The sequence below is a fragment of the Chitinophaga filiformis genome, assembly GCF_900102545.1.
GTDB classification, from domain to species: domain Bacteria; phylum Bacteroidota; class Bacteroidia; order Chitinophagales; family Chitinophagaceae; genus Chitinophaga; species Chitinophaga filiformis.
Genome location: NZ_FNBN01000009.1, coordinates 311,163 through 325,548 on the forward strand (window position 1 = coordinate 311,163; position 14,386 = coordinate 325,548).

10 protein-coding genes are annotated in these 14,386 nt (G+C 48.1%); 5 read left to right on the forward strand and 5 right to left on the reverse strand.

Features of this window, described 5'->3' with window-relative positions; translation table 11 throughout:
• Positions 1-188 precede the first annotated feature (188 nt).
• A complete protein-coding gene (locus tag BLR32_RS28600) occupies positions 189-1,631 on the forward strand; it encodes an amino acid permease (RefSeq protein ID WP_089837130.1) in 1,443 nt (480 codons plus the stop codon).
• Positions 1,632-1,731: 100 nt separating this feature from the next.
• Positions 1,732-4,971, forward strand: a complete 3,240-nt coding sequence (locus tag BLR32_RS28605) for a S41 family peptidase (RefSeq protein WP_089837132.1) — start codon at positions 1,732-1,734, stop codon at positions 4,969-4,971.
• A gap of 144 nt (positions 4,972-5,115) precedes the next feature.
• Here the strand turns inward: BLR32_RS28605 and BLR32_RS28610 are convergent, their stop codons facing one another.
• The 5 genes from BLR32_RS28610 to BLR32_RS28630 form a co-directional block, all read right to left on the reverse strand.
• Positions 5,116-6,024, reverse strand: a complete 909-nt coding sequence (locus BLR32_RS28610) for a hypothetical protein (protein WP_089837134.1) — start codon at positions 6,022-6,024, stop codon at positions 5,116-5,118.
• 243 nt (positions 6,025-6,267) lie between these two features.
• On the reverse strand, positions 6,268-8,073 hold the full coding sequence (locus BLR32_RS28615; protein ID WP_089837136.1) for a M56 family metallopeptidase: 1,806 nt from the start codon (positions 8,071-8,073) through the stop codon (positions 6,268-6,270).
• Positions 8,074-8,088: 15 nt separating this feature from the next.
• Positions 8,089-8,487, reverse strand: a complete 399-nt coding sequence (locus BLR32_RS28620; RefSeq protein WP_089837138.1) for a BlaI/MecI/CopY family transcriptional regulator — start codon at positions 8,485-8,487, stop codon at positions 8,089-8,091.
• 123 nt (positions 8,488-8,610) lie between these two features.
• Positions 8,611-9,771 (reverse strand): alginate lyase family protein, encoded by a 1,161-nt coding sequence (locus BLR32_RS28625; protein ID WP_089837140.1) that lies wholly within the window; start codon positions 9,769-9,771, stop codon positions 8,611-8,613.
• 267 nt (positions 9,772-10,038) lie between these two features.
• Entirely contained in the window at positions 10,039-10,428 is a 390-nt protein-coding gene (locus BLR32_RS28630) for a VOC family protein (protein ID WP_089837143.1), read from the reverse strand.
• A gap of 136 nt (positions 10,429-10,564) precedes the next feature.
• On the opposite strand from BLR32_RS28630, the gene BLR32_RS28635 reads away from it, so the two are divergent.
• From BLR32_RS28635 to BLR32_RS28645, 3 genes are all read left to right on the forward strand, one after another.
• A complete protein-coding gene (locus BLR32_RS28635) occupies positions 10,565-11,569 on the forward strand; it encodes a GlxA family transcriptional regulator (protein WP_089837146.1) in 1,005 nt (334 codons plus the stop codon).
• A 100-nt stretch (positions 11,570-11,669) separates the two neighbouring features.
• Positions 11,670-12,989 carry an ethanolamine permease gene (gene eat / locus BLR32_RS28640; protein WP_089837148.1) on the forward strand — a complete coding sequence of 440 codons (1,320 nt, stop codon included), beginning with the start codon at positions 11,670-11,672 and terminating at the stop codon, positions 12,987-12,989.
• Positions 12,990-12,999: 10 nt separating this feature from the next.
• Positions 13,000-14,376, forward strand: a complete 1,377-nt coding sequence (locus tag BLR32_RS28645; RefSeq protein WP_089837150.1) for an ethanolamine ammonia-lyase subunit EutB — start codon at positions 13,000-13,002, stop codon at positions 14,374-14,376.
• Positions 14,377-14,386 lie beyond the last annotated feature (10 nt).

Sequence of the window (14,386 nt, forward strand, 5' to 3'; positions counted from 1 at the left end):
GAGCAGCTGTCTGATATCCCTATACCTATGAAATATATCGTCTAAGTTATAAAAGAGGATGAATGTTCTCGTTAATGAGATGTTAACAGAACCAAAATAGTTGAGGGTGCCCCTGGGAAAATAGAAATCTATAAATTTTGTAGGGTAATAGGAAGAGACGTACATTTGCAGCCAAACCAACTTTACCTGTGATAAAAAAATCAATTGAAAGTCTCCAGCTGGAGGCTGCTCAGAGTGGGGCCAACACATTAAGACGTAATCTCGGGGGTATCAATCTCATTGCTATAGGCATCGGCGTGATCATAGGCGCTGGTCTTTTCTCCCTGACAGGCATCGCCGCTGCCAATAATACCGGCCCTGCCGTTATATTATCCTTCATTCTTGCAGCTGTTGGTTGCGCCTTTAGTGCGCTGTGTTATGCAGAAATGGCTTCTATGGTGCCCGTAGCCGGGAGTGCCTATACCTACGCCTATGCCACACTGGGAGAACTGTTTGCCTGGATTATCGGCTGGGACCTGGTGCTGGAATACTCTGTAGGCGCCGCCACCGTGGGTATCAGCTGGTCTAAATATCTTATTACCTTCCTCGATAAGTTCAATATTCACCTGCCGGCACAACTGGTTACCTCTCCGTTTGAGCTGGTCAAACTGGCAGATGGTACACAGATACACGGTTATATTAACCTGCCTGCAGTATTGATCATCGTCTTTATCACTTCCATTATCATCTTCGGTACCAAAGGCTCCGCATTGTTCAACGCCATCGTGGTAGCGCTGAAAATTGGGGTCGTATTGGTCTTTATAGCGCTTGGCTGGCACTATATCAACCCGGAGAACTATAAGCCCTTTATTCCGCAGAATACAGGCGAATTCGGACATTTTGGTGTGAGCGGCATCCTGCGGGGAGCCGGTGTGGTATTCTTCGTATTCATTGGTTTTGATATCGTTGCTACGATGGCGCAGGAAACGAAGAATCCTAAAAAGAATATGCCAATAGGTATCCTGGGATCCCTGATCATATGTACTATTCTTTTCGTCCTGTTTGGTTACGTCATGACCGGACTTGCACACTATACCGAATTCAAAGACAATGCTGCTCCGGTAGCGGTGGCCATCGCACATACACCATATGAGTGGCTGTTTCTTGCAGTAATTGCCGCTATCCTGATCGGGTATACCTCTGTGATCCTGGTAGATCTGCTGGGCCAGTCAAGGGTGTTCTATTCCATGAGTAAAGACGGTTTACTACCAAAGGTATTTTCGACGCTGCATCCCCGTTTCGCCACTCCCTATAAGTCCAATATCGTACTCTGTATTTTCATCAGCCTTTTCGCCGGACTGGTACCCATTCATGTAGTGGGAGAGATGACCAGCATAGGTACCCTGCTGGCCTTTGTAATGGTCTGCCTGGGAGTTATCATCCTGCGTATAAAACAGCCGGATATCCCAAGAGCTTTCAAAACACCATTTGTACCGGTAGTACCGATACTCGGTATCCTCACCTGCCTGCTGATGATGTTCTCTTTACCGCTGGATACCTGGATAAGATTGATCGTATGGCTGCTCATCGGCTTTGCTATCTACTTCGGATATGGCCGTAAGCATAGCAAACTGCGGAATAACTTGCAATAGGGCAGCACCATCAGGAAAGAACGCCACTTATCATTTCCGGAATAAAGACGTTGTTGCATTTACTATCTTGGAAGTGAATTAACAACAGCTGCCTTTATTTATGAGAAAACTACTACTCGTTCTTACAATGTGCTATGCTGCTACAACAAGCTATGCACAGGAAAATGCCTTATGGCTGAGATACCCCGCTATTTCTCCTGATGGCAAGACCATCGCTTTCGGTTACAAAGGAGACATCTACCGGGTGGATGCCAATGGTGGTGTGGCTATTCCCATCACCATTCATGAAGCCCACGATATGATGCCCGTATGGAGCCATGACGGTAAATACATCGCTTTTGCCAGCGACCGCTACGGCAACTTCGATGTATTTGTAATGCCGGCTACAGGTGGTACACCTACACGCCTGACTTACAACAGTGCTGCCGATATTCCGTACGATTTTACACCTGACAATAAACAGGTACTTTTCGGTAGCTCCCGCAATGCACCTGCCAGCAACGTACGTTTTAGCTCGGGCCTGTTCGACAACCTGTATAATGTGCCTGTTAGCGGTGGCCGTTCCATCCTCGTGAGCGCAGCCGGTGCAGAGTCGGCCCACTACAACGGGAAAGGTACACAGATCGTTTTCCAGGACATCAAAGGATATGAAGATCCCTGGCGCAAACACCATACGTCATCTGTTACAAGGGATATCTGGGTGTACGACATCGCCGCTAAAACCTACAAACAGGTATCCGGCTATGAAGGAGAAGACCGGGAACCCTTATTCGCAGATAATGACCAGGTATTTTACCTGAGTGAAAAAGGATGGATCTCTCAGAACCTGTTTAAAGGCTCCCTAACTGATAAGACTAAACTGCAACAGCTTACCCGCTTTGAAAAGCATCCTGTACGTCATCTGTCCAAATCTGATGATAACCAGCTTTGCTTTACCTGGAACGGGGAGATCTATACACTGAAAGAAGGTCAGCAACCAAAGAAAGTGCCTGTCCAGATCTTTAACGATGGCCGCTCTTCCGTGGCGAAACCATTACCCATCAGCGGCAATGTAACTGAGTTTGCCATGAGCCCTAACGGTAAGGAAATGGCCTTCGTAGCCCGCGGTGAGATCTTTGTTACCAGCGTGGAAGGCAATATGACCAAACGTATCACCAATACGCCTCAGCAGGAAAGGTCCGTAGCCTGGGCGCCTGATGGGAAACATATCGTCTATGCGGCTGAAAGGAAAGGTAACTGGGACATCTACCAGACTTCCATCGTCCGCTCCGAAGAGCCTTATTTCTTCGCCTCTACCATCCTGAAAGATGAACCGCTGATTGCTACTGAAGCGGAGGAATTCCAGCCGCTGTTCTCTCCTGATGGTAAAGAGATTGCTTACACGGAAGACCGCAACGTATTGCGCGTATACAATATCGCATCTAAAAAGAGCCGCACCCTGCTGCCTGCCGGTCGTAACTTCTCCTACTCCGACGGCGACTGGCAATTCGCCTGGAGTCCTGATGGGAAGTGGATCGTGACCGATGACCATCAGGGTTACTTCAACGTGAGCAATGCCGCGATCATTGCTGCAGATGGCAAAGGACAGACGATCTATCCTGTCATGAGCGGCTTCGGGGAAAATAGCAACAAATGGGCGGCAGACGGTAAGGTAATGACCTGGCTGAGTGACCGTAATGGCCGCCGCGGACTGGCAAGACAGGGCGCCACTGAAGTAGACATCTTTGGTGTATTCTTTGACCAGGAAGCATATGACCGTTATAAACTGTCTAAGGACGAATTCAATCTCCTGAAAGAGAAAGAAGACAACGCAAAGAAATCCGGTAAGGATTCCGCTACTGCGAAGAAAGATACTGCTGCTGCGCCTAAAAAGCCCTTCAATCCCAACTTCGATAACCTGGACAGCAGGATCATCCGCATGACCATCAACAGCGCCTCTATCAGCGACTATGTGCTGAACAGCGACGCCAGCAAGGTATACTATATGGCAGCTTTTGAAAAGGGCTATGATCTGTGGGTAACTGAACCGAGAACAGGAGAGACGAAGATACTGGCCAAATTAGGCGGTAGTCCGGGCAGTATTGAACTGAGCAAGGATGGTAATACAGTCTTCGTCAGCAACCGTGGCAGCGTCGTGAAAGTAGATGCTACCTCCGGCAAGATCACACCTGTTGCCATCAGCACAGAGTTCCTGTTGGACCAGGAAGCAGAGCGCCGTTATATCTATGAACACGCCTGGAAACAGGTGGAAGACAAGTTCTATGATCCGGCTGAGCTGAAAAAGATAGACTGGGAAGCGTATGCGAAAAACTATGCGCGCTTCCTGCCGCATATCAGTAATAACTATGACTTCCAGGAACTGCTTAGTGAACTGCTGGGAGAACTGAATGCGTCCCACACCGGTGGTCGTTACTACGCCGGCCGCGCTGATGGCGATAATACGGCAGCACTGGGTTTACTGTATGATGAGACATACACCGGCAATGGCCTGAAAGTAGATGAAGTCATCGCAGGAGGACCCTTCGACAAAGCCGGCAGCAAACTGAAAAAAGGCAATATCATCGAGCGTATAGACGGAGAAGAGATCACCGCACAACAGGATTGGGCTATACTGCTGAACCGTAAAACAGGCAACAACATCCTGGTGAGCATCTACGATCCTGCCACACAAAAACGTTGGGATGAATCTGTAAAACCAATCTCCGGTAACGATGAAGGTAACCTCATGTACAAACGCTGGGTGACCAACATGCGCAATATGGTGGATAAACTGAGCGGTGGTAAGGTTGGATATGTGCATGTACAGAGCATGAATGACGCCAGCTTCCGTTCTGCATACGATGAAGTAATGGGCAAGAACCGAGAGAAACAGGCCCTGATCGTAGACACCCGTTTCAATGGTGGTGGATGGCTGCACGATGATCTGTACAACTTCCTCAGTGGAAAAGCATATATGAACTTCGCACCACAGAGCCACAGAACAAAAGCATGGGAACCACAGACCCGCTGGACAAGACCCAGCTGCGTGCTGATGAGTGAAAGCAACTACAGTGATGCGCATATCTTTCCTTTCATCTACAAACAGGATAACCTGGGTAAACTGATTGGTATGCCGGTACCGGGAACGGGTACTGCAGTTTGGTGGGAACGGCAGATAGATCCTACGCTTGTTTTTGGTATTCCGATGGTAGCTACTTTTGGCAGAACAGGCGATCATCCGCTAGAGAACACACAGCTGGAGCCGGATATCCGTGTACCGCTGCGCTATGAAAACGCGCTGACTGGTAAGGATGACCAGCTGGAAGCAGCAGTGACAGAGATGTTGAAAGAGATTAAGTAATCGGCGTAATAGAATGAAAGAGCGGGTGTGTCAGCAATGATACACCCGCTCTTTACTGTAGGGAGGGGATAAAAAGAGGGCCATCCCAGAACTGAGACGGCTTTTCTCATAGTGGAAAGTAACTAATATCTAAGCAGGTTTTATTTAGTTGTTTCTACGCATCTGGATGTGTTTGTTGTTGCCGTCAGCGAGGTAGGCTAAATTGTTTTTAGCAAAACGGCTGTATTTGTCCTGGTACTTTTTGTGGACAGCATCAGGTTGTTTTACGCCATTCACCGTCATTTCGGTGGGAGAGAGTGTCAGCATATGGAGGTCATTCGCGTCGGTAATCAGTTTGTCACTCACCAGATCAGCGGTCAGATCGGCCATCAGTTTCCTGTCTGCCTCAGCCTGTGCACGATCTTTTTCAGCCTGCGCGCGGTCTAATACAGCTTGTGCCCTGTCTTTCTCTGCTTGTGCTCGATCTTTGTCAGCCTGCTCACGGTCCTTGTCCGCCTGTGCGCGATCCTTGATAGCCTGTTCCCGGTCTTTATCCGCTTGCTGTTGGTCGCGGTCTGCCTGCTGTTTGTCCCTCATTGCCTGCTGGCGGTCTAATTCAGCTTGTGCACGATCTTTCTCGACCCGCAGACGGTCCCTGCCGGCCTGCTCTCTTTCTTTTTGCGCCTGAAGGCGATCCTGGTTTGCCTGAAGGCGATCCTTATCTGCCTGCAGACGATCCAGTCTAGCCTGTTCCCTGTCTTTTTCCGCCTGTAAACGGTCCAGTCTTGCCTGCTCCTTGTCCTTCTTCATCTGCTCACGGATCTCGTCAATAATGGTCTTATAATCGCCCCATTTTTCCTCCGGAACACTTACACCATCCACTGATAAAAAGGTCATCTTACCATCTGTGAATTCCAGTTGATAGGTTTTATCATCACGGTCAGTAATGATGCGTTCCTTCCCGTTTTTCTGAGTAGAACTATATTGGGAAGTAACCTTCTGTGCGTGCAGGGAAATAGCCAATACCAGGAATATTGCAAGCAGTATGTTGCTTTTGAAGTAGCGTGTTCTCATTTTCTGATGAATTTAAAAGTTTGTAAATAGTGCCGGGATGTACAGGCAATAAACATCCTGTTACAGCCGCAGCTGTAAAAAATAAGCATGTTTGTAAATGATGGCCCGGGAATGAACGGGAAATGAAGGTCCTGTCGCAGTAAGGACTGCGAAAAATTTCTACGTCATATTGTTGTTTTTAGAATGGTAGTGGCAATACAATGCCATCCGTGCTGTTGCACGGCTTTTTAAAACGTTGAATTGTTATATAACTGGATTATTGTGTAGCTGTAGCTGTCTCTTTTCAGCCTCAGTTCTTGCCCGGTCTTTATCAGCCTGTATGCGGTCAAGGTTGGCCTGCATTCTATCTTTCTCTGCCTGTAAACGGTCCAGTCTTGCCTGCTCTCTATCCTTGTCTGCCTGTACACGGTCTCTGATAGCCTGTTCACGATCTTTGTCTGCCTGCTGACGATCTTTCTCTGCCTGTTCGCGGTCCAGGTCTGCCTGTAGTTTATCTCTCTGGGCCTGCAAATGGGCTAGTCTTGCTTCTTCTCTCTGATGTTCTTCTGCTGTTATTTCATGTGCTGTCAGCCTAAGCTCTCTGCCATCAGCAATGAGACGGAGCTCAGATAATCTGCCCGGCCGCCGCTTATTCTCCGGAACGTATGCTTCTTTGTAAGCAGACCAGTTTTCTCTCTGTGCATTTCTTGCTGTGTACTGTGGCCGGGTGGGTGTCATCTCATCCCTGCGCCTGTCATCATCTGGCTGTTCCCGCTGTATATCATCTGCCAGTAATTTTTCCTCATAATGCTTGTCCATCACAGGTTCCCTGGTGATCGTTGCATGCCGTCTAATGACCGGTGGCGTAAGTTTTACGTTATTGATCAGATGTTCCTTCTGCTGAATAACGGGATCAGCTGGTTTTACAGGTGCGACACTATCCTTCGGTGCAATATCTGAAAGCTGCAGCTGCTGAGGCGGAATATAATTCCTGGCAGTGTTATGTTGTTTGCTGAAAACATGACTTTCTATACTCCGCAATTGCGTAATAGCTGCTGTTGATAAGATAGCCGTCAGCAGCAGTACACCTGTCATGAAGAATACCTTTTCTCCTGTTCCCAGCGGTTGATTTTTATTGTTGATAATACGGCTGACCCTTTGTAACAACTGGTTCTTCTTGCCAGGGAATGCCACAGCAGATGCATGACTGTACATGGCATGTTCCTTGAAACTGATCAGTGCCTGTATAAACTCTTTTTTATTGCCGGTTTGTCCGAGGGCGATATCGTCGCAACAATGTTCCCGCTCATCCCGCAGCAATCCTGATATCCATAAGAGGCCGGGATTAAAGAAGTAAACGGTTTCACAAACGCTTTGCAGCAGGTTCACGATGTAGTCATGGCGGCGTATGTGGGCCAGTTCGTGCAGTAATACAGCTTCCAGTTGTTCAACAGGCAACCCGCTTAATAAACCTGCCGGCATCAGTATCACCGGCTTCAGATGTCCTATTACCATGGGCACTTTCACAAGGGCTGATTCCACCAGCTGGACGCTTTTACTGATATGCAGCTTGTTGCAAAGCAACACAAGCCGTTCCTGCCAATCGGCGGCAACCTGTATGCATCGATGTTTTGTCTTTTGCAGATAGATCAGGCCCTGCACCATTCTGAAAGAACGGAAAGTGAAAAACACAGCCCATATAAGTACCAGCGTGGATGCATGGGTGGAAATATAAGCAGCACAGGCATCGGCAAACAACTGTACGTTAATCGCATTGATGTTCAGCAGCTGGGACGCATTTTGTCCGATGGCGCCGGCCAGTGGTACAAAGCTTTCTGAAGGCCCGCTCATACCACGGAAGAAGGTCCAGATACAGGCCAGTATAAACAATACAAACTGGATAAATATAATATTGTACCTCAATCGCGCAGGCGCTCTTTTGGTGAATTGCAGCAAGAGGGCCGTCACAACAGCCAGCAGCAATCCCTGCCATAGAGAATGGACCAGCATCCAGCTGAATGCCTGGAGAAACCGTTCGCCACCTGACTGTAAGTTGAGGTACGGGTGCATGGGTTTAAAGTTTAGTTACTTATCCATATTTTTCAATAACTCCCTGATCTTCTTCAACTCTTCAGGAGATGTCTTATCATTTCCCAGCAATGCCACCATCAGATCGCTCGGAGAGCCATTATACATAGAGTCCATAAAACGGCTCAGCAGGGTGCCCTTCACCTTATTTTCCTCCACCGCAGCGCTGTAAACGTGTTTCATGCTACTCTCATCACGGTCCAGCATCCCTTTTTCCTTCATTACCTGCATCAGTTTCAGGGTGCTGGTATAGATCACCGCCTCTTTCTGCTCATTCAGTTTATCATGTACAAAACGTACAGTAGAAGGGCCATACTGCCAGAGTATCTGCAGTACGTCCATTTCCGTTTTCGTCGGCACCATCTCAGGGGATGTATCTTTCTTAAATAAGCTCATGATCCAAAGGTATGCATTAAAAACGTACGTTGCAATAGCTAAGTCCTCTTTTTTAAAAAAAGACCGCCCCGGAGTTCCGGGACGGTCTTTATCCGCTATAGCTGTGAATCTGTTTACGGCTTATTACAGGCCTGGTACGTTAAAGTGTGTATAGGAGGTGAAGCCTAAGAACGTTCTGTCATTAGGCACATACAGCGGATCCTGTAGTTCCCGGAGGTACTTCAGGTTGGCCGTCTGGTAGTAGCTGTAAGCCACTTCGGTGCCCGGGAATACGGGGCTGGAAGTAGAACAGGTCGTGCAAGAAGTGGTCTTGCCATAGGCAGCTCTCATATAGTCATAGCCTTTGCTAAGCAGGTTGGAGTTGAATGTCCACAGGGAATTGTCGCCCTGGATCCTTGCCAGCTCGGCGGCATATGAAAATGCTGTCAGAGAATACTGGAAGTGTACACAGTCGTTCCTGTCGCAATATTCAGGAATAGTACCATCCGGCTTGATAATGATAGGCAGGTGCTGTGTAATGATATTATAACCATTCTGGTACACAGTAGTGCTGTTCAGGAAAATACCGATGGCCATTTTAGCATAACCGGCAGAAGCATTCCAGTTGTTGTTGTACGCCGGTGTGTTGTTGATGTAATTGTTCTTCACCAGGTTCAGGTAGTTGTTGAACTGGTTGATGTCAGCGTCAGACCAGCCGGCTGATTGTCCGAAGGCCTTATAATAACGCATGATCTCTGCAGCAGCAACGAAGCTGGGAGTGGTCCAGGAAGCCTCCAGTGATGGCTGATACTGGTTAGCGCCAGACATCAGTGCATACTGTTTGAAAGTGTAGGACCAGCCGTTCAGAATAGCGATACACTGCTGTGCGTAGGTGGCAGTACCGGTTTTTGCCCAGCGTAGTGCCAGTGCATATGCCAGTATAGCGTCCTTCCTGATCTGGCTTTTGGATTCTGTAGTAGCTCCGTTGGAACCCACAGTAACTGTTTCCCAGAATTTTGTCGGCAGCGCATTGTTATTAACATAATCCAGTACTTTCTGGTAAGCAGCAGAACGTACAGGTTCGCCACCATTCACCTGGGAACCGATAAGGTCCAGACTGGCCTGTGTGTTCAACATACCGGGATGTACGAATGTAACGATCTGTGGCGCAGCAGCAGCGGCTATCAGGCTTTTGCCCGGTATTGGCTTCATACTGTCTGCGTCTTGTTTTTTGCACATCAGCAATAAGGTTGCCACGGCAAACATAGTCATGCAAAGGAGGAGGGAATTTACGGTCTTCTTCATGTTAAGAGGGATTTTTATCAGGCTATAGCGGAATGAATTGTAGTCTGATAGACGTATATGGCTATTTACATTATCAGGTGTAAGGAAATGCAGTCCCCGGCGGACTCTAAACGTGGAAAATAAACTTATTATTATTTGGTTAAATTATAATATTTCTACCTCTTTTAAAGCATTACTGCGGATAATTTTTCATAAGAGTTGACGTTCCGGCATTACTCTCAGAGAAATGCCGGTCTAAAGGAATGATAAAGAATTAATAACAGTATGTTATGCCTGTTCCCACAACATCAGGTAAGCTCCGGCAGGATCCTGTATCAGGCAATACCAGCCATGGTTTTCCATTTGGCGTTTCTCGCCCAGCACCTTTCCGCCCAATGCCTGTGTGCGCTCTAAACTTTGATCCAGGTTGTCGACTGCTACATGACACAGCCAGTAGGGTGGGATATAGGCATTCGGACCTTTCGCATGGCAGACACCCACCGTTTCAGGAGCATCAGGATTAGCGTCTTTCGCCTGCATAACATAATCCTCATAATCGCCCATGCTGAGTCCTGACTTTTCCCATCCAACTACCTGCTGATAAAAATCGCTTACAACATCAGCATTGGGAACAGTGAGATCATGCCAGAGAATAGTGCCTGCTTTCTTTTTTTCCATAAATGTGGTTTAAATGTGACTGGGTCCCGAAGATACATACTTGTAATCTTTTCTAGCATAACTGATGAAGAAGCCGGTAAGGTGATTTTAGCCAAATGTCGTAACTTGACCAGCACTTTGTTTAAAACCTGAAATCATGATGAATTTGGCACTGTTGCTCACCTACAACCACCGGCTGATAAGCACGGCCGCCATCCTGGATGTATTCGAATCAGTGAACAATATGTATACTGTCAGCCAGCAGGCTCCCGTCTTCAATATACAGCTGGTGCTGCCTGATCAGAAGGAAGTGGACATGTTCCCCCATTACGGCCGTTATAACACGGTGACAATAAAGGAAGCTGCAAAACCGGATCTTGTATTGATCCCTGCTTTTATTGCAGGTGATGTGGATATGGCGATTGCCGCCAACAGCACCTTCATTCCCTGGCTACGGCAACACCACCACGCAGGGGCCGAAATAGCCAGTTTCTGTACCGGCGCTTTCCTGCTGGCAGCTACAGGACTGCTGGATGGTAAGCCCGCTACCACACACATGAATGCCTGTCGCGCTTTTGCTGGTCACTTCCCGGATGTATTACTGCAACCCGACAGAGTGCTGACCTCAGCAGCAGGTATCTACACCAGTGGAGGCGCTACCAGTACTTTCCATCTGTTACTGCACCTGGTAGAGAAGTACTGTGGACAGGATATGTCTGTAAAGGCCGCGAAACTATTTGCTATCGATATGGACCGTGAAACACAATCCTACTTCGGTATGTTCCTGCCGGAAAAGAAACATGCGGATCCGCTGATCTCAGAAGTGCAGCAACGCATGGAATCCTGCTTCCAGGAAGCACGCAATGTGGAATCATTCATGGAGAATATTCCTGCCAGTCGCCGCAACTTCGTACGCCGTTTCAAACAGGCTACAGGTATCACCCCCATAGAATACCTGCAGAAGACCCGTATCGAAGCAGCCAAAAAGATGCTGGAACAGACCAGCAACAGCATCCTGACTGTCATGCTCGACTGTGGTTACAACGACATTAAAGCCTTCCGCAAAGTATTCAGAAAGGAAGTAGGGCTGACGCCCACAGAATACAGGCTTAAATTTGCAGGCAGCCGTAATGCGAATACCTCGCTGGCGCTTGAAATGTGATCTTTTTGTGTATCTTGACAACATTTCACGGAGGGAAACGGGAATAAACTTTATGAACCAATGGTAATGATTCAGGCATTACCAGCAATCCCGTGTACATATGTCTGCTCAGGAAACAGTTTTAAAGAAAGTCATCAGGCCCATACACCTCTGGGCCATCGGCGTCGGATTAGTCATCTCCGGTGAATATTTCGGCTGGAATTACGGCTGGGGCGTAGCTGGTACCATCGGCTTCCTCATCGCCACGCTTATCATCACATTGCTGTACATCACCTTCATCTTCAGCTTTACAGAACTGACTACCTCCATACCACAGGCAGGAGGGCCCTTTACCTATACCCATAGGGCCATGGGCCCTTTCGGCGGACTGGTAGCCGGATACGCCACCGCCGTGGAATTCCTGCTGGCAACACCCGCCATTGCTTTCGCGTTGGGCAATTACCTGCATTTCCTGCATCCCTCACTCCCGGTATTGGGCAGCGGTATCGCTTTCTATGTACTGCTGACCATCATCAATTTACTGGGGATTAAAGAATCAGCCCTTTTTTCGCTTATCATCACTTTACTGGCAGTAGTGGAACTGCTGATATATATGGGCATTGTAGGACCTTCCTTCAAAGCCTCCAACTTCATGCACAACTCCATGCCTGCCGGATGGCTCGGCGTGTTTGCAGCCCTGCCTTTTGCTATCTGGCTGTATGTCTGCATCGAAGGAATTGCCATGGTAGCAGAAGAGGTGAAAGAACCTTCCCGGAATATTCCCAAGGGATATATCTCTGCCATGTTAACACTGGCGTTACTGGCCATTGGAGTGATGATGTTAACAGGAGGGATCACCGACTGGAGAGCATTATCGGCTATCGACTATCCTTTACCGGAAGCCATCGGCATCGTATTAGGTAAACAGAGCGGTATCACAAAGATCTTTGCGGGAATTGGTCTCTTCGGATTGATTGCTTCTTTCAACGGGATCATTATCAGTTATTCCCGCCAGCTCTTTGCACTGGCCCGCGCCGGCTATCTGCCAGACGCACTCGCAGCGCTCAGTCCTAAGAGACAAGTGCCCTACGTGGCATTGATAGCAGGAGGATTACTCGGCGTGATTGCCCTCTATCTCGGTAAAACAGATCAACTGGTGATCTTATCAGTAATGGGCGCAGTAGTGATGTACATCCTCAGTATGATCAGCCTGTTCATCCTGAGAAAAAAAGAACCGGAATTAGAACGTCCTTTCAAAGCACCTTTCTATCCATGGTTCCCGGGCATCGCATTGGTATTGTCGATTGTATCATTAATAGCGATCGTCTACTACAACCAACTATTAGCGCTCTTGTTCTTTTCAGGATTGATCATCGCGCTGGTTATTTTCGTCGCAATGGGGAAACACCGGGAACCGGCCGCTATCACACCACGGGTATAAACAAAACGCAATGGCATACCAACACACCATACAACACAAAACATACACCTTCCCCGACCTTCGTACCCTCCTCGCACGGGCTACACCCTTCCGTTCCGGTGATGCTCTCGCCAGCCTGGCAGCAGACAACTACGAAGAGCGTGTCGCTGCACAGATGACCCTTGCAGATGTACCGCTCAAAACATTCCTGCAGGAAGCTATCATCCCATACGAAAAAGATGAGATCACGCGCCTGATCATCGACACCCACGATCAAACAGCTTTCGGACCTGTCAGTCATTTCACTGTAGGCGAGTTGCGCGACTGGTTATTGAGTGATGAAGCAGATACATTGACGCTGCAACGTTTATCTCCCGGCCTTACGCCAGAGATGGTAGCAGCGGTCTCAAAACTGATGCGCAACCAGGACCTCATCAGTGTTGCGCAGAAATGTGAAGTCGTCACCCGTTTTCGGAATACAATAGGACTGAAAGGTCACTTATCAGTACGCCTGCAACCTAATCATAACACAGATGATCCGAAAGGGATCGCAGCCAGTATCATAGATGGCTTGTTATATGGCAGCGGAGATGCGGTGATCGGTATCAATCCTGCTACGGATAGTCCGCAGGCCGTTGTGCAGTTATTGCATATGCTGGATGGGCTGCGTACACAGTTTGACATCCCTACACAGTCCTGCATACTGTGTCATGTCACTACCGCATTGGAGATCATTCAGCGCGCGCCGGTCGACCTGGTATTCCAGTCTATCGGTGGTACAGAAAAGACCAACAGCAGTTTCGGTATTCATCTTAATTTACTCAGGGAAGCCCATGAAGCAGCCTTGTCATTGCAAAGAGGGACTATCGGTAATAACGTGATGTATTTCGAAACAGGGCAGGGCAGTGCTTTGTCAGCCAATGCACACGAAGGCGTGGATCAGCAAACCTGTGAGGTCAGGTCTTATGCAGTAGCACGGAAATTCTCTCCTTTACTGGTGAATACCGTTGTTGGATTCATCGGACCAGAATATCTCTTTGACGGTAAACAGATCATCCGTGCAGCCCTGGAAGACCATTGCTGTGGTAAGCTGCTGGGACTACCGATGGGTGTAGATATCTGTTATACAAATCATGCGGAGGCTGACCAGGATGATATGGATAATCTGCTCACGCTGTTGGGCGTGGCTGGCTGTAATTTCATCATGGGAGTGCCGGGAGCAGATGATATCATGCTGAACTATCAATCCACTTCCTTTCACGATGCGCTGTATGCCCGTAAGGTACTGGGACTGAAAGCTGCGCCTGAATTTGAAGCCTGGTTACAGCGACAAGGTATCATAAACAACAAAGGCCAGTTGCAGCAGGTAGGAAAAATGCATCAGCTGTTAAGCTATAATGCAGGATGAAATGTTATCA